The 26,244-nt window shown below is 65.2% G+C and carries 22 protein-coding genes; 13 read left to right on the top strand and 9 right to left on the bottom strand.

Annotated features, from left to right (window positions below):
• Positions 1-142: 142 nt before the first annotated feature.
• On the bottom strand, positions 143-1,312 hold the full coding sequence (locus B4U45_RS15465) for a CaiB/BaiF CoA transferase family protein (protein WP_099223761.1): 1,170 nt from the start codon (positions 1,310-1,312) through the stop codon (positions 143-145).
• Between the two features lie 376 nt (positions 1,313-1,688).
• On the opposite strand from B4U45_RS15465, the gene B4U45_RS15460 reads away from it, so the two are divergent.
• A complete protein-coding gene (locus tag B4U45_RS15460; protein WP_075545121.1) occupies positions 1,689-2,390 on the top strand; it encodes a DUF427 domain-containing protein in 702 nt (233 codons plus the stop codon).
• Positions 2,391-2,404: 14 nt separating this feature from the next.
• Here B4U45_RS15460 and B4U45_RS15455 read toward each other — a convergent pair whose 3' ends face one another.
• Positions 2,405-3,319 (bottom strand): LLM class F420-dependent oxidoreductase, encoded by a 915-nt coding sequence (locus tag B4U45_RS15455; protein ID WP_075545120.1) that lies wholly within the window; start codon positions 3,317-3,319, stop codon positions 2,405-2,407.
• Positions 3,320-3,323: 4 nt separating this feature from the next.
• Positions 3,324-4,205: an acyl-CoA thioesterase gene (locus B4U45_RS15450; protein WP_219859433.1), complete on the bottom strand. Its 882-nt coding sequence runs from the start codon at positions 4,203-4,205 to the stop codon at positions 3,324-3,326.
• A gap of 147 nt (positions 4,206-4,352) precedes the next feature.
• Here B4U45_RS15450 and B4U45_RS15445 point away from each other — a divergent pair, with 147 nt between their 5' ends.
• A complete protein-coding gene (locus B4U45_RS15445) occupies positions 4,353-4,901 on the top strand; it encodes a TetR/AcrR family transcriptional regulator (protein WP_075545118.1) in 549 nt (182 codons plus the stop codon).
• Between the two features lie 15 nt (positions 4,902-4,916).
• On the opposite strand, the gene B4U45_RS15440 is transcribed toward B4U45_RS15445, so the two are convergent.
• The gene (locus B4U45_RS15440) at positions 4,917-6,263 is read right to left on the bottom strand and encodes an FAD-binding oxidoreductase (protein WP_371686707.1); all 1,347 of its coding nucleotides are present in this window, start codon (positions 6,261-6,263) and stop codon (positions 4,917-4,919) included.
• Positions 6,264-6,419: 156 nt separating this feature from the next.
• On the opposite strand from B4U45_RS15440, the gene B4U45_RS15435 reads away from it, so the two are divergent.
• From B4U45_RS15435 to B4U45_RS15415, 5 genes are all read left to right on the top strand, one after another.
• Complete coding sequence (locus B4U45_RS15435) at positions 6,420-7,310, top strand: alpha/beta hydrolase (RefSeq protein ID WP_075545117.1); 891 nt, start codon at positions 6,420-6,422, stop codon at positions 7,308-7,310.
• Positions 7,311-7,446: 136 nt separating this feature from the next.
• Complete coding sequence (locus tag B4U45_RS15430) at positions 7,447-8,955, top strand: PE family protein (protein ID WP_075545116.1); 1,509 nt, start codon at positions 7,447-7,449, stop codon at positions 8,953-8,955.
• Between the two features lie 177 nt (positions 8,956-9,132).
• Positions 9,133-10,614 (top strand): PE family protein, encoded by a 1,482-nt coding sequence (locus B4U45_RS15425; RefSeq protein WP_075545115.1) that lies wholly within the window; start codon positions 9,133-9,135, stop codon positions 10,612-10,614.
• A gap of 133 nt (positions 10,615-10,747) precedes the next feature.
• Positions 10,748-12,283, top strand: a complete 1,536-nt coding sequence (locus tag B4U45_RS15420) for a PE family protein (RefSeq protein WP_083154444.1) — start codon at positions 10,748-10,750, stop codon at positions 12,281-12,283.
• 366 nt (positions 12,284-12,649) lie between these two features.
• Complete coding sequence (locus B4U45_RS15415; RefSeq protein WP_099223767.1) at positions 12,650-14,149, top strand: PE family protein; 1,500 nt, start codon at positions 12,650-12,652, stop codon at positions 14,147-14,149.
• A 117-nt stretch (positions 14,150-14,266) separates the two neighbouring features.
• Here the strand turns inward: B4U45_RS15415 and B4U45_RS15410 are convergent, their stop codons facing one another.
• Entirely contained in the window at positions 14,267-14,899 is a 633-nt protein-coding gene (locus tag B4U45_RS15410) for a TetR/AcrR family transcriptional regulator (protein WP_075545112.1), read from the bottom strand.
• 171 nt (positions 14,900-15,070) lie between these two features.
• Between B4U45_RS15410 and B4U45_RS15405 the strand changes: the two genes are divergently transcribed.
• Positions 15,071-15,196, top strand: coding sequence for a hypothetical protein (locus tag B4U45_RS15405; protein WP_023369539.1), 126 nt, complete (start codon positions 15,071-15,073; stop codon positions 15,194-15,196).
• A gap of 280 nt (positions 15,197-15,476) precedes the next feature.
• Complete coding sequence (locus B4U45_RS15400; protein ID WP_089025122.1) at positions 15,477-16,940, top strand: PE family protein; 1,464 nt, start codon at positions 15,477-15,479, stop codon at positions 16,938-16,940.
• A gap of 41 nt (positions 16,941-16,981) precedes the next feature.
• On the opposite strand, the gene B4U45_RS15395 is transcribed toward B4U45_RS15400, so the two are convergent.
• From B4U45_RS15395 to B4U45_RS15380, 4 genes are all read right to left on the bottom strand, one after another.
• The gene (locus B4U45_RS15395; protein WP_075545111.1) at positions 16,982-18,406 is read right to left on the bottom strand and encodes an NAD(P)(+) transhydrogenase (Re/Si-specific) subunit beta; all 1,425 of its coding nucleotides are present in this window, start codon (positions 18,404-18,406) and stop codon (positions 16,982-16,984) included.
• Positions 18,403-18,729 (bottom strand): NAD(P) transhydrogenase subunit alpha part 2, encoded by a 327-nt coding sequence (locus tag B4U45_RS15390; RefSeq protein ID WP_075545110.1) that lies wholly within the window; start codon positions 18,727-18,729, stop codon positions 18,403-18,405. Before B4U45_RS15390 ends, B4U45_RS15395 begins: the two co-directional genes overlap by 4 nt.
• 2 nt (positions 18,730-18,731) lie before the next feature.
• The gene (locus B4U45_RS15385) at positions 18,732-19,841 is read right to left on the bottom strand and encodes a Re/Si-specific NAD(P)(+) transhydrogenase subunit alpha (RefSeq protein ID WP_075545109.1); all 1,110 of its coding nucleotides are present in this window, start codon (positions 19,839-19,841) and stop codon (positions 18,732-18,734) included.
• 234 nt (positions 19,842-20,075) lie between these two features.
• Entirely contained in the window at positions 20,076-20,537 is a 462-nt protein-coding gene (locus B4U45_RS15380) for a nuclear transport factor 2 family protein (RefSeq protein WP_075545108.1), read from the bottom strand.
• Between the two features lie 130 nt (positions 20,538-20,667).
• On the opposite strand from B4U45_RS15380, the gene B4U45_RS15375 reads away from it, so the two are divergent.
• From B4U45_RS15375 to B4U45_RS15360, 4 genes are all read left to right on the top strand, one after another.
• Complete coding sequence (locus B4U45_RS15375; protein WP_089025124.1) at positions 20,668-21,897, top strand: acyl-CoA dehydrogenase family protein; 1,230 nt, start codon at positions 20,668-20,670, stop codon at positions 21,895-21,897.
• The gene (locus B4U45_RS15370; protein ID WP_075545106.1) at positions 21,890-22,702 is read left to right on the top strand and encodes a tyrosine-protein phosphatase; all 813 of its coding nucleotides are present in this window, start codon (positions 21,890-21,892) and stop codon (positions 22,700-22,702) included. The genes B4U45_RS15375 and B4U45_RS15370 overlap by 8 nt, the downstream gene beginning before the upstream one ends.
• 116 nt (positions 22,703-22,818) lie before the next feature.
• Positions 22,819-24,459, top strand: a complete 1,641-nt coding sequence (locus B4U45_RS15365) for a PE family protein (protein ID WP_075545176.1) — start codon at positions 22,819-22,821, stop codon at positions 24,457-24,459.
• Positions 24,460-24,556: 97 nt separating this feature from the next.
• Positions 24,557-26,236 (top strand): PE family protein, encoded by a 1,680-nt coding sequence (locus B4U45_RS15360; RefSeq protein ID WP_219859431.1) that lies wholly within the window; start codon positions 24,557-24,559, stop codon positions 26,234-26,236.
• The last annotated feature ends 8 nt before the right edge of the window (positions 26,237-26,244 follow it).

Below are 26,244 nucleotides of genomic sequence, written 5' to 3'. Positions count from 1 at the left end.
GACGGGTGGCTTGGCGCGGCTGTCAGGGTGTCCGCCGCACCGGAATGGCCCACCGGGACCGGCCCGGTTTCGGCGAATCGGGTGACACGGTTCACCCGACAGCGTGACACTTTCGCGCAAATTTGTAAAGCTTGTGGGACCGTCAAGACCCGCGGCGGGCCGCAAGTTCGGCCAGAACTTCCGCGGTGTGCTGGCCCAGTGCGGGAGCCGTCCAGCGGGGTGCCCAGGGCGTGCCGTGGAAATCCGCCGGCGTGGCCACCATCGGCACGCTCGATTCCCCGTCCGGCACCTCGACGATGCCCCCCGCGGTGTGGAATTGCTCGTCGGCGACGACGTCCTCGAGCGTGTTGACCGGGGACCAGAAGAAATCCGGTTCGGCGGCGAAGGCTTCCGCCCATTCCGCAAGCGACTTCGTCGCGAAGATCTCGTCCAGCGCGGCGATCAGCGGCACGGCGTTGGCGGCGCGGGCGCGGGCATCGCCATACCGCGGATCGGCCAGCCACTCCGGCCGCCCGACGACGCGACACAACGCCGGCCAGTGCCGATCCGCCTGAAGCCCGACGATCCAGAACCGTCTCCCGTCGCCGGCGGTGTAGTTGTTCATGCACGGGTTACCCATCGACTCGCGTTGTCCGACCGCGATCGGCTGGCCGGTGAGCAGATACGTGTTCAGGTCGAAGCTGACCGTGTAGGCGCCCTGGCGGTATAGCGAGGTGGTCACCAGTTGACCGGTTCCGGTGCGCTCACGCGCGAGCAGCGCCGCGCAAACGGCGGCCGCCAGGGTCATGCCCGCCGAGTGATCACCCATGCCGCCGCGCTGGAACGGCGGGGTGCCGCCCGGCGGGGTGAGCAGATCGGCCACACCGGCGCGCGCCCAAAACGCCGCCACGTCGTAGGCGGCCCGGTCGGCGTCGGGCCCGGTTTCGCCATATCCGGTGATCTGCCCGTAGACCAGACGGGGGTGGTGGCCGGATACCGCCTCGAAGTCGAGCCCCAGCCGTCGCAACGCGCCGGGGCGCACATTGGTCACGAAAACGTCTGCGTCGGTGAGCAATTCGAAGGCAGTGCGGCGACCGGCAGCGGTGGTGAGGTCCAGCACGATGCTGCGCTTGGAACGGTTGTCCATTTCGAAAGGCGGGTTGACCCCGAGGTCGCATCCCAGCATCCGGCCGAACATCCGGCCCGGATCGCCGGTCGGCGGTTCGATCTTGATGACGTCGGCGCCCCAGTCGGCCAGGATGGCGGCCGTGGCCGGTCCAGCGACCCAGACCCCGAGCTCGACGACTGTGATGCCTGCTACCGGTCCCGCCATGGCTCATTCATACTCCGGCTCATTTGCCCGAGCCTCTGCGGGACCGAAGCCCGGCCAAGACCCGTCGAGGCAGCACGCGCCGGCTGCGGTTGGGACATACGAAGTCCGACGAAACGTCACCTCCGCATCACGCACCCGCGACTACCTCGAAACGAGAAGCCGGCCGGAGCACACCGTCATAGCACACTCACATTTCGGGTAACGGCAATCCGTGCCGGATATCGGCGGGCCGCGACTTACGCTTACCTGATAGCACGACGTCGCCGGGTTTCGCGGTCCGCCAGCAGCGAGCCCGCACCCCGCACTTGGCAGACGCGGCTCGCGGCGACGCAATCACCATGGCCGCGGCGCTGGTGCCCCAGTTGGGAGGAGCCTCATGAGTCTGGTGGCCGGACATGGTCCGCTCAGCCGGAACCCGGCCGGACACTTCTGTCCGCCGATACCCGCAAACGTCGTCTACATCGAACCGCATCCGCGCCGGATTCAGGCCTTCCGGAACGGGCGGCTGGTCATCGACACCGAGCGGGCGCTGCTGGTGCACCGGCGCGATCACCCGCTCAGCTACGTTTTCCCGGACGACGAGGTCGGCGACCTACCGACCGAGCCCGAATCCCAAGCGCCCGGTTATGTTCACGTGCCGTGGGACGCCGTCGACACCTGGGTGGAGGAGGGCCGCAAACTCGTCCACTATCCCCCTAACCCGTACCACCGGGTCGACTGCCGCCCGACCACCCGTCACCTCAACGTCTCCCTCGCCGGGACGGCGCTGGTGGACACCCACGACACGGTGATCGTTTTCGAGACATCGCTGGAACCGCGGCTGTACGTGGAACCTTCGCAGGTGCGCACCGATCTACTGCAGAAGTCCGACACGTCGAGCTACTGCAACTACAAGGGCGTCGCGACATATTGGTCCGCCGTCCTGGATGACATCTTCGTCGAAGACGCCGCGTGGAGTTATACCGATCCGTTTCCGGAAAGCCTGCCGATCAAGGGATTCCTCAGCTTCGACGACACCCGCATCGATGTCATCGCCGAGCTGCCGGGCCGCGTTCTCGGGGCGACAAGGGTGCTCTGATCCGCGAGGAGGGGTCAGGCGGCATCGATCACCAGAGTCCGGAACCGCTCGATGGTCTCCAGCACATGAGCGAGGCTGTCGCCGGGCAGCCCTACCTGCACCCAGGTAACGCCAAGGGCCGCAAGCTTTTCCAACCCGGACAGGTAGGCGTCGGCGTTGAAGCCGTCGCTCGCCGGGCTGCCCCCGTCGGCGTTGGTGAAAGTGATGTCGATTGCCGACCAGTCGCGGCCGGCCGCGTCGCAGTTGCGCCGCAAGTCCTCGATACCGTCGGCAAGCCGGTCCATCGAGTCGATGGCCGCGGTACCCGCGGTCTGGGCCAGCCGCGCAGGGGCGGGAAACGGGCACCAGCCGTCACCGTAGCGGGCGACGCGACGGCACGCCGCCCGGGTGTTGCCGCCGATCCAGATCGGCGGCGGACGCGGCGGTCGGGGATGCGCGGCGATGCCACTCGCGGTGAAATGCCTTCCCGCAAACGATATGTCATCGCTGGTCCACACCACGCGGATGACCTGCAGCGCCTCCTCGAACAGCTCGGCACGCTCGTCGTAGTCGACACCCAGTGCCGCGAATTCCCGTTTCAGATACCCCACCCCGACCGCCAGGGTGAACCGGCCGCCGGACAGCAGGTCCAACGTCGCGCCGGACTTGGCCACCAGGAACGGGTTTCGATACGGCAGCACCACGATGTTGGGAATCAGGCGCAGCGTCGTCGTGCGGGCGGCCGCGAAACCCATGGCGACAAACGGATCCAACGCGTCATGGCCACCTGCCTGAAGCCAGCGCTGTGACGGGGCCGGGTGGTCGGTGAAGCCGAACCCGTGAAAACCGGCGCCTTCGGCCGCCGCGGCGATCGCCGCGATACCGGCCCCGGACAACAGCTCCGGATTGTAGGGATGACTGTGCATCGGGTGGGTGACGGCGAAGCGCATAGCGCTAGAACCGGGACCGGGCGTCGATCGCCGTGTCGGTGATGCGCAGCGGCCGGATCATCGCCTCCTGGACAAAGGAGGCGATGAGTGCGCCCTCCTCGGTGTGCACGGTGCCGCGGACGTACGACATTCCGGCGCCGACCTGGGTGCTCTCGTGGGTGTAGAGCAACCAGCCCTCCCAGCGCACCGGTTCGTGGAAGGCCACCGAGATCGTCATCGGCGCGGTGGACACCGTCAGATGCGCCTGGCTGGTACCAATGCCCGGGTGCGCCCGCATGGTGGTCGAAATGCCCAGGTGGCCAGTGAAATACGCGACCAGCGCCTTGGCCAGGTCGTCACGGGCCGGGATGGGGTCGTAGCGCAACCACGCGTACAACTCGGGTGGTCCCACCTCGTCGGGACTGTTGACGTCCACCACGTCGACGAGTCGCAACTCGCGCCCGATCATCGGCATCTGCGAGACGTTGGCGTGCGCGGGCGCCGCGACGACGGGCCGCGGCAGGTGATGGCGGATTACGTCGCCGGTGGGGACGTCGGCCAGGACCGTCATGGTGATGCAGCGCCGGCCGTCCTGCTGGGCCGAGACGACGGCGGTGGCGGTGGACCGGCCCTGGTGCACCACGTCGAGGAGCAACTCGACCGGCGGACCGACCGCGACGGCGCGGGAAAACACCGCGTGCGCCGACCGCACCGCCTTACCGTGGAATCGCTTGGCCACAGCGACGATTGCCTGTGCGAGCACCTGGGTGCCCTCCACCACCTGCCGGCCGTCCGTCCCGGCGATGCCGGTTTCGGCGCTGAACCGATCGGCGCCCTGGGCCCGCACCTCGAAGAGTTCGAGCAGCCGATCGACCGACCATTGGGCCTGTTCAGAATCTGTCGTCAACTGCGTTCACCTCTTGCTCACAACGCCAACTCACGGCCCAGCGTGACACTTTGAGCTAAGTTTGTAAAGGTTATCCGATTGCGTCGCGTCCCCGGGCCACCGGCGAAACCACGTGACACTTGCCCAATGCTTTGTAAAGTTTGAGGCATGAGCCAGGCGTTTGGGGCAACAGCTGCGACCGAGACCGACAATTCGACCCGTCAGCGGATCCTGGCGGCCACCGCGGAGGTGCTCGGCCGCAGCGGCAAGACCAAGCTCAGCCTCTCGGAGGTCGCGGCCCAGGCCGGGGTCTCGCGTCCGACCCTCTACCGCTGGTTCGCTTCCAAAGAGGAGTTGCTCTCCACATTTTCGCGCTACGAGCGCCAGAACTTCGAAAGCGGACTGGCCGACGCGACGGCCGGGCTCAAAGGCGTCGAAAGGCTGGATGCCGCACTGCGTTTCATCGTCGACTACCAGTACTCCTACTCGGGGGTCCGGATGGTCGATATCGAACCGGAGCTGGTCATCGCGCAGATGTCCCGCGTCATACCCGAGATGCGTGACGGCTTGCAGCGGCTGCTTCCCGGCCCCAATGCCGCGGTGAAGGCAGCGACGGCAATCCGGGTCGCGATCTCCCACTACATCGTTCGAAGCGACGACGCCGATCAGTTCCTGGCTCAGCTGCGTCACGCCGTCGGCATCAGGGGAGCCGAATGAGGGCCAACCGCGCCGCTATTCGAACAGCACCGCCGCGTTGAGATAGCCGGTCGGGTCCAGCGCCGCCTTGAGGGTTCGCATGACGGTGATATCGGTGGACTCCCGCGACATCCCCAGGTACCGGCGCTTGCGGCTGCCGACGCCGTGCTCGGAGCTGACGTTGCCACCGCACTCGGCGATCAGTCCCATCAGCTCCGGATACAGCGCAGGTTCGCGCTCCGGCGGCAACCGCAGCACGTTGAGGTGCAGATTGCCCTCCCCGATATGGCCGAACAGCACCGGCAGCGCGTCGGCGACATGGGCGTGGACCAGACTGACCGCGTCCCGGGCGAATCCGGCGATCGCCGGCAACGGCAGTGAAACGTCGAGCTTCAACGGTGGCCCATAGCCGCCCAGCACCTCGGCCAGCGCTTCCCGGGTGCGCCACAGTCGTTGCCGCGCAGCGCTATCCACGCCGACCGCCGGTTCGCCGCAGTGCGGCATCCCGGCGAGCAGCCCGGCGAGCCGATCGGTCTGATCGTGGTCGGCTGCCAGTTCCACCAGCAGCAGCCAGTCTCCCTCGACGGGAGCGGCCAGCCCCAGCTGCTCGCGGGTCAGCGCGGCGGCGCGGCCGTCGACCAATTCCAGTGCCGCGATTCCGTCCGCGTCGCGCAACACCCGTGCGGCGTCGACCAGCGCGTCGAGGTCGGCGAACCCACAGATCGCCGTCACCCGATGCGACGGAGCCGGATGCAGCCGCAGATCCAGCTGGGTGATGACGCCCAACGTGCCTTCGGCGCCGACGAACAGCGCCGGCAGGTCGTAGCCGGTGTTGTCGCGGCACACCCGGCTGTGCCGATGCAGCACGGAGCCGTCGGGCAGCGCCACGTCCAGACCCACCACCTGCTCGCTCATGTTGCCGTAGCGCACCGTGCGCAGGCCGCCGGCGTTGGTGGCGGCCATCCCGCCGACGGTCGCGGAATCGCGCGCCGACAGGTCGACACCGAACACCAGCCCCGCCGCCGTCGCGGCGTGTTGCACCGCCGCCAGTGTGGCACCGGCACCCGCCGCGACACGGCGTTCGAGGACGTCGACATCGCCTACCGCACAGAGCCGTTCGGTGGACAGCAGCACGTCGTCGTGTTGCGGAACGGTGCCGGCCACCAGGGAGGTGCGACCGCCTTGCACGGTGACGTAGGCCCCGGCGTCCCGGCATAACCGCAGCACCTCGGCGACCTGCTCGGCGCAGCCGGGCCGCACCAGCGCACTGGCCCGGCCCCGGTAGCGGCCGGTGTGGTCGACGCTGCGCGCGGCGAGCACGTCGGCGTCGGTGGTCACGTGGCTCGAACCGACGGCAGCGGAGAGGCCACCCAGGATGCTCATGACGCGCGCGAAGCCTCATCAAGCCGACCGACGTTTCCGGCGCCGACATGAGCGACGTGAATCGCCATGGGTGTCCTCCGTCAAGCCGCGATCCGGTAGCGTTTCCCGACCGTAGTCCATCATCCGGCGGGCTGACGAACACGTGCTGGAGGCGCTGTGGCCGAACGCGAAGACGTCTCTTTCACCTCCGGCGCCGACCGGATCGGCGCGTGGCTCTACCGCCCCACCGGCGGCGGCCCGTCGCCGCTGCTGGTCATGGCGCACGGTCTGGGTGCGGTACGCACCATGCGGTTGGACGCCTACGGCGAACGATTCAGTGCGGCCGGCTACGCCTGTCTGGTGTTCGATTACCGCAACTTCGGTGACAGCGAGGGCGAGCCCCGCCAGCTGCTCGACATCGGTATGCAGCTTGCGGACTGGACGGCGGCCGTGGCCTATGCGCGCACCATCGAGGGGATCGACCGGAGCCGAATCGGCTTGTGGGGCACTTCCTTTGGCGGCGGGCACGTCATCGCCACGGCGGCCCGGGTGCCGGGTATCGCCGCCGCCGTGGCGCAGTGCCCGTTCACCGACGGCGTCGCCTCCGTCCGGGCGATCAACCCGGCGACCGTTGCGCGCCTCACCGCACTGGCGCTGCGCGACGTCGTCGGCGCCCTGGCCGGACGGTCCCCGGTGCTCGTTCCCACAGTCGGCAAGCCCGGCGAGGTTGCGGTGATGACCGCCGCGGACGCCTACGAGGGCTATCTCAGGCTGGTGCCCGAGGGTGTGGAGTTGCGCAACGAGATCGCCGCCCGGATCGCGTTGCGGGTCCTCACCTATCGTCCGGGACGGCTGGCCGCCAAGGTCCGCTGCCCCATCCTGTTCTGCGTGTGCGAGACCGACTCGGTGGCGCCCGCCGGCCCGACCCTGCGTTACGCCGCCAAAGCTCCCCGCGGTGAGGTCAAGGTGTATCCCGAGGGGCATTTCGCCATCTATGTCGACGGTGCTTTCGAGCGCGCCGTCGCCGACCAGATCGCGTTCCTCGACAGGCACCTGAAAAGCGGTTAGTCCCCAGCCTGGCCGATACGGGCAAACGCCAGACTTCCCGGCAAGACCGCTCTACCCTCTGTAATTACCCAATACCCGCGGTTGCGGCTAGTTGCGGCGGGACAGGGCGGGACCCGTTGGCGGGAAGGACGGGGAGATGTCGCATGTGTTTACTGCCCCGGAGCTATTGGCGTCTGCCGCGGCCGAGGTCGACGGCATCGCCGCGGCGGTGGGCGCCGCCAACGCGGCGGCCGCCGGGCCGACGGCCAATCTGCTGGCAGCCGCCGGTGACGAGGTTTCGGCCGCTACGGCCGCGCTGTTCAATGCCTACGCGCAGGAGTACCAGGCGGTCGTCAGGCAGGCTGCCGCATTCCATCACGAGTTCACCCGGGCACTGGCCGCCGCGGCAGGTGCCTACGCGCAAGCGGAGGCCGCCAACGCGGCTTTGCTGAACGCGGCGCTGACCGGGGCGCTGTCGAATGCGCGCACCGCGGTCACCGCACCGATCCAGTCGTTGTTGACCAGCGCGGGCGTCGGCACCGGCGGATCCAGCGCGCTGACGGCGGTTCCGGCCGCGGCTTCCCAGGTTGCGCTGATCATGGGCGGCACCGGAAACCCCGACCCCGACCCCAAATACCTCAATCGAATCAACGTCAAATACATTCAGCACCTCTTCCCCGGGGCCATTCCGAAGGCGCTCTTCACCCCCGAGCAGTTCTGGCCGGTTACCCCGCAACTGGGCAACATGACGTTCAACCAGTCCGTCGCTCAAGGCGTAGTGGACCTGAACAACGCCATCAACGCCCAAATTGCACTGGGAAACAAGGTCGTCGCGTTCGGCTATTCGCAGAGCGCCACCATCGTCAACAATCAAATCAACGCGCTCATCGGGGCGGGCTCCCCCCATGCGAGCGACATCTCGTTCGCCATGATCGGCAATCCCAATACGCCCGACGGCGGGCTGCTGTCCCGCTTCCCCGGCTTCTACATCCCGTTCCTGGATGTGCCGTTCAATGGTGCGACCCCGCCGAACAGTCCCTATGCGACCACCATTTACACCGCGCAGTACGACGGCATCGCCAACGCTCCCCGTTATCCGCTCAACATCTTGGCGGACATCAACGCCTTCATGGGCTACTTCTATGTGCACAACACATATCCGACGCTCTCGGCCAGCGAGATCGCTAATGCGGTGCCGTTGCCGACCTCTCCCGGCTACGCCGGCAACACCCAGTACTTCATGCTGCTGACTCAGGACCTGCCGCTGGTCCAGCCGATTCGCGACATTCCCTATGCCGGACCGCCGATCGCCGACCTGTTCCAGCCGCAGTTGCGGGTGCTCGTCGACCTGGGCTACGCCGACTACGGACCGAATTATGCGAACGTTCCGACCCCGGCCGGGCTGCTCTCGATTCCCAACCCGTTCGCCGTCGGCTACTACCTGGCCCTGGGAAGTCTGCAGGCGCCCTACGCCGCCGCGGTGGAAATCGGTGTGGAAGCTGGATTCTGGGGCCCGGAGTGGTTCCCCCAGGCCTATCCGTGGATTCCGTCCATCAATCCGGGCCTGCATTTCTATATCGGCCAGCCTGAGGTGACGTTGCTGTCCCTGGCGAGCGGGGGCCTGGGGTCGCTGCTGCATCTGATTCCGCCGCCGGTCTTCCCGTGAGACGACGACGCGCGGCTTGGTCGCCACGAGTTCCGGAAGTTCAGGTCCGTCGGAAACGTGGAATCGCCGGACTTCCCGGCGGGACCGCTTTAGTCTCAGCTCATACCTGATACCCCCGCGGTTTGGGCCCTTTCCGTTTTCCGGCCGGAAGGGACCCAGTTTGCAAAGGACGTGGCGATGTCGTATTTGCTCACTGCGCCAGAAATGGTGGCGACGGCCGCCACTGATCTGGACGGGATCGCGGCGGCGCTATACGCCGCGAACGCGGCCGCGGCCGGACCCACGACCGGATTGCTGGCGGCGGCCGAAGACGAAGTGTCGAGGGCTATCGCGACGCTGTTCGGCGCATTCGGTCAGGAGTACCAGGCTGTCGTCACCCATGCTGCCGAGTTTCACACCGAGTTCACCCAGGCACTGGCCGCGGCGGCGAACGCCTACGCACAAGCCGAGGCCACGACGTGCAGCGCGCTGAACACATTCGAGACGCAACTCCAGGCCCTGTTGGCCCCGCTGCTTCCCAATGCCGGCGCCGGTGCCATCAACCCGCCGTCGATAACCAGCATCGGCGCGCAGGTCGCCTTCATCATGGGCGGCACCGGTATCCCGGACCCCGATCCGATGTATGTGACAGGCGCCCAGACACTGTTCATCCAGCCCCGTTTCCCGGGTTTTCTCTCGGATGCCCTGCACACGCCCGAGCAGTTCTGGCCCACCACTCCGAATCTGGGCAACCTGACGTTCGGCCGTTCAGTGGCCGAGGGTGTGGCTACTTTGAGCAACGCGCTCACTACCCAATTCAGCACCCTGGGCAACAGCGCCGTCGTTTACGGCTACTCGCAGAGCGCGGTGATTGCCACCATCGAAATACGCCATTTGATGGCCCAGGTCACCCCGCCGAGCCCCAGCGATCTGGGCTTCGTGCTGACCGGCAACCCGAACAATCCCAACGGCGGTGTCCTCCAACGCTTCACCGGCCTGTACGTGCCGGTCCTGGATGTGCTGTTCAACGGCGCGACGCCGCCGGATTCGCCCTACCCAACTGTCATCTACACCAACCAGTACGACGGCACCGGCAACTTCCCGCAATACCCGCTCAATCTCCTGGCGGATCTCAACGCCGTGATCGGAATAGTCGACGGTACCCATTTCTACGTCGGCTTGCCGCCGGACCAGGTTGCCAACGCTGTGCACCTGCCGACTTCCCCGGGCTACACCGGCAACACCGACTACTTCCTGGGTCTCACTCAGAAGCTACCACTGACCAGCCTTATTCGTCCGATTCCCTATGTGGGGACGCCACTTGCCGAGCTGGTCCAGCCGGACCTGCGGGTGCTCGTCGATTTGGGCTACTCCGACTACGGGCCGGGTCTGAGCTATGCGGACATTCCCACCCCGGCCTCGTTCCTGTCGGTTCCCAACCCGTTCGCCGTCAGCTACTACCTGGCCAAGGGCGCGGCGCAGGGAGTCCAAGCCAGCCTGGTGAATCTCGGGTGGTTGCCGCCCTCCTACATACCGACTGGGTATCCGTACGCTCCGTCCGTGGCCCCGGGTCTGAACTTCTTTGTTGGTCAGCCGAGCGTGACCGGCCTGTCCCTGCTAACCGGGGCACTGGGCACCGCGGCCAGAGATCTGGGATGGATTCCGCCGTGGTGGGATTGATTCCGCCCATACCGGGGCTTGCGCCTTGCTAATATCACGTATTCGCTGACCGGCAGAAACCCCCGTTTTCCAGTGCAAGAACAGCTTGCTCATTCCCCCTGGAAAGCGCCAGATCGTCAGGGGAGGACGTGCAATGACGCACCTAATCGCTGCGCCCGAAATGATGGTGTCGGCGGCTACGAATGCGGTGGAGATTGGTTCGGCAATCACCGCCGCGGGCGCCACCGCCGCGGGGTCGACGACCAATGTGCTGGCGGCGGCTGCCGACGAGGTGTCGGCGGCGATCGCGAAGCTCTTCGGCACCTACGGTCAGCAGCTTCAGGCGGCACTCACCCAAGCCACCGCATTTCACGACCAGTTCGTCCAGACGCTGGCCGGCGCGGCAACCACCTATGCGCAGGCCGAGGCGGCCAATGCCGCCGCGGTGGTCAATGCTCTCGGCGGAATCAATGCGCAGGTCCAGAGTCTGCTTGCCCCGGCGGTGCCCAACGCCGCCGCCGGACCGACAGTGATGGCGGCCGCGGCACCCGCCGCCTCGACGGTGGCGCTGGTCATGGGCGGCACCTTCGACCCGGAACCCTTCCCCCTCTACGTATCGCTGATCAACAACGCCTACATCCAGCCCTTCTTCCCCGGGGCGAACCCGACGGGAGTGAGTTACCCCGCCCAGTTGTGGCCGCTCAGCATATTTCAAGGCAACCTGACGCTCAACGAGTCCGTCGCCCAGGGCATGACGGATCTGACTAATGCGATCAATTCTGAGATCGGCTCGGGAAATCCCGTCGTCAATTTCGGGTTCTCCCAAAGCGCTGTGGTTTCCACCAACGTCATCACCGAACTCATGGCGCTGCCCCCTGGCATCCGGCCCGACCCCAGCCAGCTGTCGTTCGTGCTGGCCGGCAATCCCGCGACACCCAATGGCGGCTTCTTCACCCGATTTCCAGGTATTACCATCCCCTGGTTGGACATAACATTCACCGAAGCGACCCCGCCGAATTCTCCCTACCCGACCACCATTTACGCCACCCAATACGACCCGGCCAGCGACTTCCCGCGCTACCCGCTCAATTTCTTGGCCGACCTCAACGCGCTAATGAGCACCGGACGGCACGAGTTGTATCCAATTCTCGCCGTTAACGATGCGGTGCCGTTGCCGACGTCTCCGGGGTATAACGGCAACACCCAGTACTACATGTTCATGACCAAGGATCTGCCATTACTTGACCCGCTTCGCGCCATCCCCATTGTGGGCGAGCCGCTCGCCGAGCTCATCCAGCCCAATCTGCGGGTACTTGTCGATTTGGGCTACTCCGACTGGGGAAACGGCCAGGACTACGCGAATGTCGTAACCCCGGCCAGCCTGTTTTCCATCCCCGACCCATTCGTCGTCGGGAGAGAACTGGCCGATGGCACCGTCAAGGGTATCCAAGCCTCGCTCGTGGAAATAGGAGCATTGCCACAATCCGCACTGCCGAATGAATACCCATATCTTCCGGCCTTGGACACCGACGTGAATTTCTACGTGGGCCAGCCAACCGCGACAGACATATCGTTGCTTACTCGGGCCGTCGGGCCGCTGCTGGACTTGGTTCCACCTATCCACCACATGCCGCTGCTGACTCCATTAGCACTTCCGTTGATTCCGCTAATCCTTCCGTTGCTCCAGTAGCGCAGCTGCGGTGTAAGCCGAAGGACTCCTGCTGGCGCCGGGCGCCAGCAGTCCCCACGGCGGAGGCGCGTCGCGCGCTGATCACGGCGGCTGCCGTAGCGCCCGTCGCGCTCGCAAGGACACCGGGCCCGACGGCAGAACAGATTTATGTTCGCTCATAGCTGGTAACGCCGGCCAAGCCATGCTCGGACGCGAACGACAGCAGACACGAGACGCGGTACGTCTTCATGGGAGTGAGTACCGTCGTCGCGAGGCCAGCGTCTTGCTATAATCTCCCCGCTGACCAGGCAAAACCCCATTTCCCGGCGCACCAGGAACACACTAGTTCCCGGTGAAAAGTGCGGGACTGTCAGGGGAGGACACAGGGTGACCGACCTCATCGCCGCCCCGGAGATGTTGTTCTCGGCGGCCACGAATACCGAGCAGATTGGTTCGGCAATCATCGCGGCCGCAGCGGCCGCGGCGGGATCGACGACCACTGTGTTGGCGGCGGCCCAAGACGAAGTGTCGGCAGCCATCGCGAAACTCTTCGGTACCTACGGCCAGCAGCTGCAAGCAGTTCTGCGGCGAGCCTCCGCATTTCACGACGAGTTCACCCAGACGCTGGCGACCGCGGCGAACGCCTATGCACAAGCCGAATCCGGCAACGCCAAAACGGTGGCCAACGCTCTCGGCGGACTCGGCACGTGTGTTCAAGACCTGCTGCGCCCAGTGGCCGCCAGGGCCACCACTGCACGGACATTGCTGGCCGCTCCGGCTGCCTCGGCGGACGCGCTCGTCATGGGCGGCACCTTTGACCCGGAACCCTTCCCTGTCTACGTATCGCTGATCAACAATGCGTACATTCAGCCCTTCTTCTCGGGGGCAATCGCGTCGGGGGTGAGCTACCCCGCAGAGTTGTGGCCGCTCACCATATTTCAAGGTGACCTGACGCTCGACCAGTCCGTCGCCCAAGGCGTAGCTAATCTGAACACTGCGATCACATCTCAGCTCAGTCTGGGTAACAAGGTCATCGATTTCGGCTTCTCGCAAAGCGCCGTGGTGGCCACCAATGAAATAGCTAACCTCATGGCCCTGCCCCCTGACGTGCGACCGAATCCCAGCCAACTGTCGTTCGTGCTGGCCGGCAATCCCGCAACTCCCAATGGGGGCTTCTTTACCCGATTTCCCGGCTTGCACATTCCGTTCCTGGACATAACATTCACCGAGGCCACGCCGCCGAATTCGCCCTACCCGACCTCAATTTATGCCACCCAATATGACCCGACCAGCGACTTCCCGCAATACCCACTCAACCTCCTGGCCGACCTCAACGCCTTGATGAGCACCGGCCAGCACGAGTTGTATCCAAACCTCGACATTGCCGACGCGGTTCCGTTGCCGACGTCTCCGGGCTATACCGGCAACACCCACTACTACATGTTCATGACCCAGAACCTGCCATTGCTCGACCCGCTGCGCGCCATTCCGTTCATCGGTAACCCGCTCGCCGACCTCGTCCAGCCGGATCTGCGGGTGCTGGTCGACCTTGGTTACACCGACTGGGGAAACGGCCAGGACTACGCGAATGTCCCCACCCCGGCCGGTCTGTTCGGTATCCCGAATCCCGTCGCCGTCGGCACAGACCTGGTCAGTGGCGCGGTCGAGGGAGTCCAGGCTTCGCTCGTCGATATTGGGGTGCTGCCGGCCTCCGCCGAGCCCAACGCCTATCCGTTCCTTCCGTCCTTGGACACCAACGTGAACTTCTTCGTGGGCCAGCCAACCGTGACCGGTATATCTCTGTTCACCCGCAATGTCGGGTCGATACTGAAATTGATTCCGCCCGTCGAACAGCTGTTTCCTTTTGCGTTTCCGCCATCCCCTTGAGCTATTTCTTTAGCGTGCGCACAGGCATAGGTCGCGAACCCCGCAAACCCGTGGCGCCGCCCGATGGCCGTCGGCGCCGTAAACCGCCCAGTTGTCGCTCGTGCGCCGGTATCAGGGCTACGGTCCCAGCGGAGAATTCCTGCGGATCGACTCGTCGCGAATCAACCCGCGCAGCAACGCGGTGCTGAATTCGGCCGCGATCTCCTTGGCGGTGCGGCGGCCGCTCGGCCGCAACCAGCGGTAGCTGCCCAGCGTCATCCCGATGTAGCCCAGCGCCACCACATGGGAGTCGCATTCGTAGAATTCGCCGCTGGCGATGCCGCGGTCGATGAGGCCGTGGACGTGCTCGTAGACCTGGGCTTCCTTCTCGCGAACCTCCGCCACCTGTTCGCTGGTGAACCATTCGGTGATGTAGGGCTGTTCCTGGAAGTACACCGCGGCCCGTTCCGGATTGCGCGCAATACCGCTGAGCAGCCGCACGGTGTATTGATAGAGTGCCTCGCGCGCCGTCCAGGACGGGTCGTCGTGCACGGCGGCCAGCGTGCCCTCGGCGGCTTGACGATAGATGTCGAACAGGATCAGCGCCTTACTGGCGTAGTAGTGGTACACCGTCGCCTTGTTCAGCCCGATCACGTCGGCGACGTCATCCATCCGGGTGCCGTGATAACCGCGGGCAGCAAACAGCTTCGTGGCAACGGCCAGCAACTCCTCACGGCGCGAAAGCCCATTCTCGGACGGCGTTTGTGGCATCGGTACTCGCTATCTCGCTGCCCGCGGAGCCCGGCGCCCCGAATCAAGGCTTGACCAATCAACTGGTTGGACAGTTTATGCAGGGCCGGCACCGCCTGTCGCACCGACGCGGATCCGACTAGACTTCTGGGGAACCAGTCGCGAGTCGATGGCGAGTCGAGAGGTGCAGTAATGGATCCAAGTCCTGACTACGACGTGAGCGACGAAATCGAGTTCTTCTTCAATTACCTGACCTGGGGCATCCGTGGGGTCGAGGACGGCAACGGCTATCCGCCGCCGGCCTACCCGCCCGTCTAGATATCCGGCGCCACCACCTGGTTAGCCACCAACGCAACCCGGCCAGATCCACCGAGGCTGTCAGCCCGATGTTGGCGGCGGGCCGTTTGTAACGATTGGCGATCCTTAACCGGCCGCGATCACGACATTTGGGCCCGGCCGAAGCTGGTTTGGCCAAAATGCCGGACGTCGCCGACAGGACTCTTTTAGGCTCTCTGGGCGCCCGCTGTTGGGCTGGCCGTGCTTGGCAGGGTCGGTCCCGTTTGACGGGTAATCGCCTCAGCGTCGGACAGGAGACGAGTTGCCCAGTGTGATCGCGGCCCCGGAGATGCTGGCTACGGCGGCCGCCGACGTGGAGGGGATCGGTTCGGCGATCAGCGCGGCCGGCGCCGCGGCTGCGGTCCCGACGGCCCAGGTGCTGGCGGCGGCCGGTGATGAGGTGTCCGCGGCCGCTGCGGCGCTGTTTCGCGCATACGCCCACGATTGTCAGCTAGTCCTGAGCCAGGCCACCACCTTCCACAGCGAATTCACTCAAGCGTTGGCTGCCGCTGGGGCCACCTACGCGCACGCCGAGGCCGCCAACGCCGCGGCCATGTCGGGCGCACTTGACGCGCTCGACGCGCCGGTCGAAGCGCTGCTGGGACTGGGCAACGCCGGACCAGGCGCCGCCGTGGGTACGTCGACGTCGTCGGTGATGCTGTCCGGCAACCCGGTCACGGCGTTGATCATGGGCGGCACCGGGTATCCGACCTTTCCTGCGCCCGTGTTGGCGGCCCTGGACAGCGCGTACATCCAGCCGATCTTCGGGCCCAACAACCCGGTCGCCCAGTACACGCCCGAGCAGTGGTGGCCGTTTATCGGGCACCTGTCACTCGACCAGTCCATCGCCCAGGGCGTCACGGCGCTGAACAACGGAATCAACGCGGAACTACAAAATGGGCATGACGTCGTCGTTTTTGGCTACTCGCAAAGCGCCGCGGTCGCCACCAATGAGATACGTGCGCTGATGGCACTACCAGTCGGCCAACAGCCAGATCCCAGCCGACTGGCTTTCATGATGATCGGTAATATCAATAACCCCAACGGCGGTATCCTGGAGCGTTACACCGGCCTTTATGTCCCGTTCATGGATGTGTCGTTCGACGGTGCAACGCCATCAAATTCCCCCTACCAGACGTACATCTACACCGGTCAATACGACGGCTATGCCCACAACCCGCAATACCCGCTCAATATCTTGTCCGACATCAACGCCTTTATGGGCATCAGATTTGTCCACAACGCGTATCCCGTCACGGCCGCCGATGTTGCGAATGCCGTGCCATTGCCGACATCCCCGGGCTACACCGGCAACACCCATTACTACATGTTTTTGACCCAGGACCTCCCGTTGCTGCAACCCCTTCGTGCCTTGCCCTTTGTCGGGCCCCCGCTTGCCGACCTGATCCAGCCGGATCTCCGGGTGTTGGTCGATTTGGGTTACGGCTACGGCTACGCCGATGTGCCCACCCCCGCCAGCCTGTTCGGCTTCGTCAACCCGATCACAGTGATCTCCCACCTGGCGACAGGGGCAGTGCAAGGCCCCCAAGCCGCCCTGGTAGATATCGGGGCGTTACCGCAGTCGTCGCTGCCTGACACCTACCCCTATGTCCCGTCGGCGAATCCCGGCATGGTATTCAACTTCGGCCAATCGAGTGTGACCGAGCTGTCGTTACTGAGCGGCGCCATTGGGTCTGTAGCGCGATTGATTCCGCCAGTCATTTGAGACAGCCTCGCGCCGGGTTCCACCTAACGACTTCAGCTGGCCTAGAGCGCTTTGAGTTCCTCGGTGACCTCGGACACCGATTTCTTTGCGTCCCCGAACAGCATCGTGGTGCCGTCGGCATAGAACAGCGGGTTGTCGATGCCGGCGAAACCCGAGTTCATCGACCGCTTGAGCACGATGACCGACCTGGCCTTGTCGACGTTGAGAATCGGCATGCCATAGATGGGGCTGGATGTTTCGTTGCGGGCCGCCGGATTGGTGACGTCGTTGGCGCCGATGACGATCGCAACGTCAGTGCGGGCGAACTCGTCGTTGATGTCGTCCATGTCCTTCATCGCGTCGTAGTCGACTTCGGCCTCGGCCAGCAGCACATTCATATGCCCGGGCATGCGGCCGGCCACCGGGTGGATCGCATATTTGACCGTCACACCCTTGTCCTCCAGCAATGACGCCATGTCCTTGACCGCATGCTGTGCCTGGGCCACGGCCAGCCCGTAACCGGGCACCACGATGACCTGGTTGGCGTACGCCATCTGAATCGCGGCGTCGGCCGCCGACGTGGCCTTGACGTGCTTGTCGCCGCCGCCATCGCCGCTGGGGGCCACCCCGCCGCCACCGAAACCGCCCGCGACGATGGCCGGGATCGAGCGGTTCATCGCCTTGGCCATCAGGTTGGTCAGGATGGAGCCGGATGCGCCGACGATCATGCCGGCCACGATCATTGCGGTGTTGTTCAGGGCCAGACCGGCCGCCGCGGCCGACAGCCCGGTCATGGCGTTGAGCATCGAGATGACCACCGGCATGTCGGCGCCGCCGATGGGTAGCACCACCATCAAGCCCAGCACCCCGGCCGCGGCCAGCAGACCGATCATCCACCACAGCGACACTCCGCCGCTGCCGGGATGTGCGCCCAGCCCGATCACCACAGCGGCCGCGACAGCGCCGGCCAGCAGCAGCAAGTTGACCGGCTGCTGCGCCTTGCCGAGACCGATCGGGCGGCCGGAGATGATCTCCTGCAGTTTGCCGAAGGCGATGATCGATCCCCAGAACGAGATCGATCCGATGATGGCGGCGAACAGCGACGCCACCACGATGTGCACGGTGGGCGACTCGCCGTGTCGGAACGCGGAAAAGCCGCTGGTCTGGATGAATTCCGAGAGCGCGATCAGGGCTACCGTCCCACCGCCGACGCCGTTGAAGAACGCCACCAGCTGCGGCATGGCCGTCATCTTGGTCAGCCGCGCCGGGGGCACCCCGAGCACGACGCCCACGACCAGGCCGGCGATGATCAACGGCCACTGGCTGGTGTGCCGGATCATGACCAGGGTGGCCGCCACCGCGATGGTCATGCCGACCGCGGCGATCAAGTTGCCGCGCACCGCCGTCTTGGGGCCGGTCAAGCCCATCAAACCGTAGATGAACAGCGAGAACGCGAAGATATAGAGGCCGATCACCAAGTACGTCATTTGGCTGCCGGCTCCTCAGTTTTGGCGGGTAGCGGCTTCTTGCCCTTGAACATGCCGAGCATCCGGTCGGTGACGATGAAGCCGCCGATCACGTTCAACGTGCCGAACACCACCGCGACGAACAGGATGATCTGCACCGCGATCGATGGGTGCTCGACCCGCCCGAACACCACCAGCGCACCCAGCACCACGATGCCGTGGATCGCGTTGGTTCCCGACATCAGCGGGGTGTGCAACGTATTGGGCACTTTGGAAATCACCGCGAATCCGACGAACCCGGACAGCACCAGGATCGCCAGGTTCTCCAACAGTTGGTCGTACATCGCTAGGAGGCCTTTCCGTCCTGGGTGCGGGTCACACACGATTCCGCGATGACCTCGTCGTCAAAGTCGGGGGCCAGCTGCCCGTCCTTGATCAGCAGGTCCAGCAGGGCCGTGATGTTCTTGCTGTAAAGCTCGCTGGCGTGCTCGGGCATGGTCGCCGGCAGATTCAGCGGCGAGGCGATGGTGACGCCATGCTTGACCACCGTCTTGCCCGGCTCGGTCAGTTCGCAGTTGCCGCCGGTCTCGCCGGCCAGGTCCACGACCACGCTGCCGGGCTTCATGGCTTCCACCGCGGCAGCGGTCACCAGCCGCGGCGCGGGTCGGCCCGGGACCAGCGCGGTGGTGATGACCACGTCGAAACCGCTGATCGCCGCTTCCAGGGCCTTCTGCTGCTGGGCGCGTTCCTCGTCGGTCAGCTCGCGGGCGTAGCCGCCTTCACCTGCGGCGGTGATTCCGACGTCGAGCCACTGCGCACCCACCGAGCGCACCTGGTCGGCGACTTCCGGCCGCACGTCGTAGCCGGTGGTGCGCGCCCCCAACCGCTTGGCGGTCGCCAGCGCCTGCAGACCTGCCACGCCGACACCGAGCACCAGCACGGTGGCCGGCTTCACCGTTCCCGCCGCGGTGGTCAGCATCGGGAAGAACCGGGTCGACTCCGATGCGGCAAGCAGCACCGCCTTGTAGCCGGCGACGTTGGCCTGCGACGACAGCGCATCCATGACCTGGGCCCGGGAGATGCGCGGAATGGCCTCGAGTGCGAATGCCTGCACGCCGGCTTGCTCGAGCGCACCGATGCAGTTGTCGGCGTTACGCGGGGCCAGGAAGCCGATCAGGGTTTGCCCGCTGCGCAGCCGGCCGATCTCCTCGGCGGTCGGCGGCGCGACCTTGACGACGACGTCGGCAGCCCATGCATCTCCAATGATGGCTCCGGCCTCGGTGTAGAGCTCGTCGGGTAGCAGCGCCCGCTGACCGGCACCGGACTCGACCACGACGGCGACACCACTGTTGACCAGTGAGGCCACCGCTTTGGGTACCAGCGCAACGCGCCGCTCGTCGGGCCGTGACTCGGCCACTACCCCTACCCTGACGGTGTGGGTCTGCGCATCTGTCATGGCGCGTACATCTACTTTCCTCGTACTTTCCTGCGCGATGGACATGCCGCTAGCTCGGCCGCGCGCCTGGCTACCATAACGCGTGCCGGGTTCACCACCGATTTGTGACCGTTCAGGTCGAGGCGCCGGCAACCCTCGGCACACTGGTTGATGGTTCGCCGTCCGACGCCAAGCCGGTAGCCGCCGGGCTGTTGTGGCGACACAAAGTGAGGTTGTGTGACGCGGCGGCGGGCCTCACCAGAGCGGGATGTCCCGCCCGTGCTCGGAGGCCGGTCGCGGACCGAACCAGCGCCGCTCGGATTCGGCGATTCGCAGGTCGTTGATGCTGGCCTCGCGACGCGCCATCAGCCCCGACGCGGTGAACTCCCACAGCTCGTTGCCGTAGCTGCGATACCACTGACCGGTGTGGTCGCGGGACTCGTACTGGAACCGCACCGCGATGCGGTTGTCGTGGAAGTCCCACAGGCTCTTGCGCAGCGTGTAGTCGAGCTCGCGCCGCCACTTGCGGGTCAGAAAGGCGACGATCTGGTCTCTGCCCACGATGTGCTCGTCGCGGTTTCGCCAGTGCGAGTCGACGGTGTAGGCCAGGCTGACGTGGTGAGGGTCGCGAGTATTCCAGGCGTCCTCTGCGGCCTGGACCTTCTGCGTTGCGGTGTCAGAGGTGAACGGCGGGAAGGGCGGGCGAGTCTCGTTCATGACCCCTATTGCATCGCGAGCAGTCGCAGAATCGCACTGACGTATGCGAATTCATGCGATTCCGCGTCTGCTCGCGGTGGCTTACTGCAGGCTCCCCATCGTGCCTTAGTGTGTGGGAATGGACTTCGCGATGTCGGCCAAGGCCATCGACTACCACCAGCGGTTGTCCGACTTCATGACGGAGCACGTCTTCCCGGCCGAGTCCGACTACGACCGATATCGCAATGAAGCCGGCCCGGACGACCACACCGTCCCGCCGATCATCGAGGAACTCAAAATCAAGGCCAAAGAACGCGGCCTGTGGAATCTGTTCCTGCCAGCCGAGTCGGGCTTGACCAACTTGGAGTACGCGCCGCTGGCGGAGCTGACCGGGTGGAGCCTGGAGATCGCGCCCGAGGCATTGAACTGCGCGGCGCCCGATACCGGCAACATGGAAATCCTGCACATGTTCGGCACCGACGAGCAGCGCCGGCAGTGGCTGCAACCGCTGCTGGACGGCGAGATCCGCAGCGCGTTCTCCATGACCGAGCCCGCGGTCGCCAGCAGCGACGCCCGCAACATCGAAACCACGATCGCCCGAGACGGCGATGACGGCAATAACTACGTCATCAACGGCCGGAAGTGGTGGACGTCGGGCGCCTCGGACCCGCGCTGCAAGATCTTGATCGTCATGGGGCGCACCAACCCCGACGCGGCGGCCCACCAACAGCAGTCGATGATCCTGGTGCCGATGGACACTCCCGGGGTGACAATCGTGCGTTCCACACCCGTATTCGGCTGGCAGGACCAGCACGGCCACTGCGAGGTGAGCTACGACGACGTTCGGGTGCCGGCCACCAACCTGCTCGGTGAAGAAGGCTCCGGCTTCGCGATCGCCCAGGCGCGGCTGGGACCGGGCCGAATCCACCACTGCATGCGCGCACTGGGCGGAGCCGAACGCGCGCTGGCGCTGATGGTGGACCGGGCGCGCAACCGGGTGGCGTTCGGCCGCCCGCTGGCCGAGCAGGGCGTGGTACAGCAGGCAATTGCCAAGTCCCGCAACGAAATCGACCAAGCCAGGCTGCTGTGCGAGAAGGCCGCGTGGACCATCGACCAGCACGGCAACAAGGAGGCTCGCCACCTGGTCGCGATGATCAAGGCCGTGGCACCGCAAGTCGCGTGTGACGTCATCGACCGCGCGATCCAGGTTCACGGCGCCGCCGGGGTCAGCGACGACACCCCGCTGGCCAGGCTCTACAGCTGGCATCGTGCGATGCGGATCTTCGACGGACCCGACGAAGTGCACCTGCGGTCCATCGCGCGCGCCGAGCTGGGGCGGGAGAAATCCGCGTTCGCCGCCGCGGTCACCCGACATGGCTGACCTGGAACTACCCGGAGCATGGAACTTTCGTGACGTTGCCGACAGCACCGCGCTGAGACCGGGACGGCTGTTTCGCTCCAGCGAGCTCAGTCGCCTCGACGACGCCGGCCGGGAAACACTGCGCCGGCTGGCCATCACCGATGTCGCCGACCTGCGCTCGTCACGGGAGGTCGTCCGGCGCGGTCCGGGGCGAGTGCCCGCCGGCGTCGACATCCACCTCCTGCCGTTCCCCGACCTGGCCGACGACGACGCCGGGACCGACGCCGATGCGCCGCACGAACACGCGTTTCGGCAGCTAATGACCAACAGTCCGGACGGCGAATCAATCGACCAGGCCGCCGTCCGCTATATGACCGACGAATATCGCCAATTCCCTACGCGCACCGGCGCCCAACGCGCGCTGCACCGCGTCGTCACCTTGTTGACCGGCGGGCGGGCAGTGCTCACCCATTGCTTCGCGGGCAAAGACCGTACGGGCTTCGTGGTTGCCACCGTGCTGGAAGCCGTTGGTGTCGACCGCGAGGCCATCCTCACCGACTTTCTGCGCAGCAATGACGCGGTGCCGCGGTTGCGGGAACAAATCTCGGAAATGATCCAACAGCGCTCCGAGGCCGAACTGACGCCGGAGGTGGTGACGTTCACCGAAGCGCGGCTGTCCGACGGCGTGCTCGGCGTGCGTCCGGAGTACCTGGAGGCATCGTGGCGGACCATCGATGAAACCTGGGGATCGGTCGGCGCCTACCTGCGCGACGCGGGTATTACTGCCACCGACGTCGACCGGTTGCGCAGCGCGCTCTTGGGCTGAACTCCAATCTTTGAGGTCGGCCCAAAGGCCAGACATGATCGCGGAATCGCCTTACGCTCAACGGGTACCCGACATGGCGGGTGAATCGTGCACCCCGTCACCAGGAGGATGGCCTCTTGTCATATGTTTTGACACAGCCGCCGGCCATGGTCGCGGCCGCCGCCGAGTTGGCCGGGATCGGCTCGGCGATCAATGAGGCCGCTGCGTCGGTGGCAGGTCCGACAACCACGATCGCCACGGCCGCCGCAGATGAAGTGTCCACCGCTATCGCGCAGCTATTTGGCGCGTTCGGGCAGGAATACCAAGCGATCAATGCGCAACTCGGGACGCTATACAGCCAATTCACCCAGAAGTTGACGGCGGCCGCGAACGCCTACTTCGGCGACGAGGCCATCAGCGCCGCCAGCCTGGTGAAAGGCGCCACCGCCGGGCTCTTTACGCCGACCTCTCCCACCCCGGTACCGCCGGTTTTCGGCCAGAACACCGCGATCGTCATGAGCGGCACCGGATCGCCGATACCCTCGATCCAGTACGTCACCAACATCACCAATCTATTCCTGCCGCCCGGCGTGGTCGTGAACCCGTTGAACACAATTGAGGAGCTCTATCCCATCACCGGCGTCAAATCGCTGCCCTTCCAAAACTCGGTGCAAACAGGGCTGCAGATTCTCGACGCCGCGATTTGGGAGCAGATTCACGCCGGAAATCACGTCACCGTTTTCGGCTATTCCCAAAGCGCCGTCATCTCGTCCCTGGAAATAGAGCAGCTTCTGTCTCTGGGCCCCAATAAGCCGGACCCGAGCCAGCTCAGCTTCATATTCATCGGCAACGAAATGAATCCCAACGGCGGCATCCTCTCACGGATACCCGGACTGAACATTTCGACCCTCGGCCTACCGTTCTACGGATCGACCCCGGACAATCCGTATCCGACGACGACCTACACCCTGGAATACGACGGCTTCGCCGACTTCCCGAGGTACCCACTCAATGTCCTGTCCGACATCAACGCGGTTTTCGGGATTATCACCGTGCACACCCAGTACCCGTATCTCACCTCGCAACAGGTAGCCAACGCCATACTCCTGCCGACCGAGGGCGTGACGTCCAATCAGTACTACATCATCGAAACCGCGGACCTGCCCCTGCTAGCCCCGATACGGGCAATCCCCGTCATCGGACCACCCCTGGCCGCGCTCGTACAACCCAATTTGGAAGTGATCGTCAATCTCGGCTACGGCGACCCGAGATTCGGCTACTCGACGAGCCCGGCCAACATACCCACCCCTTTCGGACTCTTCCCGGACATCCCGCCGGGCGTGGTCGTCGATGCGCTGGTCGCCGGAACCCAACAAGGCATCAACGACTTCGCTGCAGCGCTGCCGGCAGCGCTCAACCCTCCCGAATTGCCGGTGATCGGATTCCCACCGTTCATCCAGCAAATCCTGCCGCCGAGTCCAACGCCGGTGCCCGCGACGCCCGTCAATATCGCCAGCACTTTTGCCGCCGTTGTCGCGGACAGCTACTCACTGCTGCTTCCCACGGCCGATCTCGGCGTGGCTTTTGCCACGATTCTTCCGGCCTACGACCTCAGCCTGTTCCTGAACCAATTGCTGCACGGAAACTTCATCGCCGCGATCGAATTGCCGCTGGCCGCCACCGCGGGGTTGGCCGCGCTGGGCAGCATGATCGAATTCATCGCGATCGTGAGAACGATAGCGTCAATTATTCAGCAATTGCAGAGCCTGAGCTTCTAGCCGGGGTGCGGCTAGACGCTATGAAATGGCCAGGCACTAAAGCGGCGGACAGGTTTGCTTTGAGCGCCTGAGGTTGGTTGCTAAGGAGGATACGCCGATGCCGTACGTGCTCGTCGAGCCGCAGATGGTGGCGACGGCCGCGGCGGATCTCGAACACATTGGCGCGGCGGTGGGCTCGGCCAGTGCCGCGGCAGCCGGTCCGACGTCAAGCCTGGCCGCGGCCGCGTCCGACGAGGTGTCGGCGGCCATCGCGAATCTGTTCGGCGCATACGGTCGGGAGTACCAGGGCATCGTCACGGTTCTGGAGGCGTTCCGAGCCGAGTTCGCTCGATCACTGGCGGCCGCGGGTTTGGCATACGCGCAAAGCGAAGCCACCAATGCGGCAACGGTTTCGGCTGCCATCACGGCGTCGCCACTGACGGGACCGACCGTTTCCCTGATCATGGGAGGCAGCGGAAACCCAACGCCCGGAATCGATTACGTGGACGATCTGCTCAACTACATCAGTCCGCAATTCGGGGCCACCACTGCGCGGGCGCTGTTCACCCCGGAGCAGTTGTATCCGCTCACCGGCGAAAAGAGCTTGCCGCTGACCACTTCGGTGAGCCAGGGCATCGAGATCCTGCACAATGCGATCCTCAACGAGGTCGACACCCTGGGAAACAGCGTCGTTGTCGGCGGCTACTCGCAGAGCGCGATCATCGCCTCGTTGGAGATGCGCAATCTGGCGGCCATGCCGCCGGGCACCGCTCCGCCCGCCGACAAGCTCGGCTTCGTCCTGCTGGCCAACCCGATGAATCCCAACGGCGGCCTGCTGTCGCGCTTCGCCGGCCTCAGCCTGCCGAGCCTGGGTGTGGAGTTCTTCGGAGCGACGCCCGCCGACACCATCTACCCGACCTCGCTCTACACCCACGAGTACGACGGCTTCGCCGACTTCCCGCGCTATCCGCTCAACATCGTGTCGGACCTGAATGCCATCGCGGGCATCGCCTTCGTCCACACCGATACTCCGGATATCAATCCGCAGACGCTGCCCCCGGGCGATCTGATCAAGTTACCCACGGAGCCGACATACCAGGGAAGTACCTCCTACTACATCATCCGCACACACCATTTACCGCTGTTGACTCCGCTGAGATTCATTCCGGTGCTGGGTAACCCACTCGCCGATCTCGTCGAGCCGAATTTGACGACGATCGTCAATTTGGGCTACGGGGACCCCCGCTACGGCTATTCGACCGCGCCGGCGAACGTGCCCACGCCGTTCGGGCTCTTCCCTGAGGTGGACCCGGCCGTCGTCGCCGCACAATTGGTCACCGGAACGCAGCAGGGCTTCAGCGCCGCGGTCAACGATGTCCTCGGCCAAGGACCGCAGGGACCGCCGACCGTGCCCAGCCTGGGTTCGTCGCGCCTGGTGGATCTGCTGACGTCGATCGCGTCGCCGCCCGCAATAGTGGTTCCGCCGACGTCGATCGACGGCTTGATCACCGACCTGCAGGCCGCGAACACTTATCTCTCCAACACCGTTTCCGGGGGGCTCTCCCGCGCTTACGAGTCGCTGCTCCCGACGGCGGACATCCTCAACGCCGGCCTGACCGAAGTCCCGTCTTATAACGTCAACCTCTTCCTGGACGGCATCGAACAAGCGGTCAACGGCGACCCGGTCGGGCTGATCAATGCCATCGGTTATCCGATCGCCGCCGACGTGGGGTTGCTTGCGCTTGCCGGCGGGCTTGAGGGGTTGGTCCTGCTGGGCATCGTGGTCACCGATTTCTAACGCGATCC

Source organism: Mycobacterium persicum (assembly GCF_002086915.1).
GTDB lineage: Bacteria > Actinomycetota > Actinomycetes > Mycobacteriales > Mycobacteriaceae > Mycobacterium > Mycobacterium persicum.
Note: the sequence above shows the minus strand (reverse complement) of the source record. Positions and strands in the feature narration are given on the sequence as shown.

Bases quoted from the DNA above. Each gene is read 5' to 3' on its own strand.
- B4U45_RS15460 (WP_075545121.1), top strand. From the start codon at position 1,689: ATGAGTCTGGTGGCCGGACATGGTCCGCTCAGCCGGAACCCGGCCGGA.
- B4U45_RS15360 (WP_219859431.1), top strand. From the start codon at position 24,557: ATGCCGTACGTGCTCGTCGAGCCGCAGATGGTGGCGACGGCCGCGGCG.
- B4U45_RS15425 (WP_075545115.1), top strand. From the start codon at position 9,133: ATGTCGTATTTGCTCACTGCGCCAGAAATGGTGGCGACGGCCGCCACT.
- B4U45_RS15430 (WP_075545116.1), top strand. From the start codon at position 7,447: ATGTCGCATGTGTTTACTGCCCCGGAGCTATTGGCGTCTGCCGCGGCC.
- B4U45_RS15445 (WP_075545118.1), top strand. From the start codon at position 4,353: ATGAGCCAGGCGTTTGGGGCAACAGCTGCGACCGAGACCGACAATTCG.
- B4U45_RS15380 (WP_075545108.1), bottom strand. From the start codon at position 20,537: ATGAACGAGACTCGCCCGCCCTTCCCGCCGTTCACCTCTGACACCGCA.
- B4U45_RS15465 (WP_099223761.1), bottom strand. From the start codon at position 1,312: ATGGCGGGACCGGTAGCAGGCATCACAGTCGTCGAGCTCGGGGTCTGG.
- B4U45_RS15370 (WP_075545106.1), top strand. From the start codon at position 21,890: ATGGCTGACCTGGAACTACCCGGAGCATGGAACTTTCGTGACGTTGCC.
- B4U45_RS15390 (WP_075545110.1), bottom strand. From the start codon at position 18,729: ATGTACGACCAACTGTTGGAGAACCTGGCGATCCTGGTGCTGTCCGGG.
- B4U45_RS15395 (WP_075545111.1), bottom strand. From the start codon at position 18,406: ATGACGTACTTGGTGATCGGCCTCTATATCTTCGCGTTCTCGCTGTTC.
- B4U45_RS15410 (WP_075545112.1), bottom strand. From the start codon at position 14,899: ATGCCACAAACGCCGTCCGAGAATGGGCTTTCGCGCCGTGAGGAGTTG.
- B4U45_RS15420 (WP_083154444.1), top strand. From the start codon at position 10,748: ATGACGCACCTAATCGCTGCGCCCGAAATGATGGTGTCGGCGGCTACG.
- B4U45_RS15385 (WP_075545109.1), bottom strand. From the start codon at position 19,841: ATGACAGATGCGCAGACCCACACCGTCAGGGTAGGGGTAGTGGCCGAG.
- B4U45_RS15405 (WP_023369539.1), top strand. From the start codon at position 15,071: ATGGATCCAAGTCCTGACTACGACGTGAGCGACGAAATCGAGTTCTTC.
- B4U45_RS15455 (WP_075545120.1), bottom strand. From the start codon at position 3,319: ATGCGCTTCGCCGTCACCCACCCGATGCACAGTCATCCCTACAATCCG.
- B4U45_RS15375 (WP_089025124.1), top strand. From the start codon at position 20,668: ATGTCGGCCAAGGCCATCGACTACCACCAGCGGTTGTCCGACTTCATG.
- B4U45_RS15440 (WP_371686707.1), bottom strand. From the start codon at position 6,263: ATGAGCATCCTGGGTGGCCTCTCCGCTGCCGTCGGTTCGAGCCACGTG.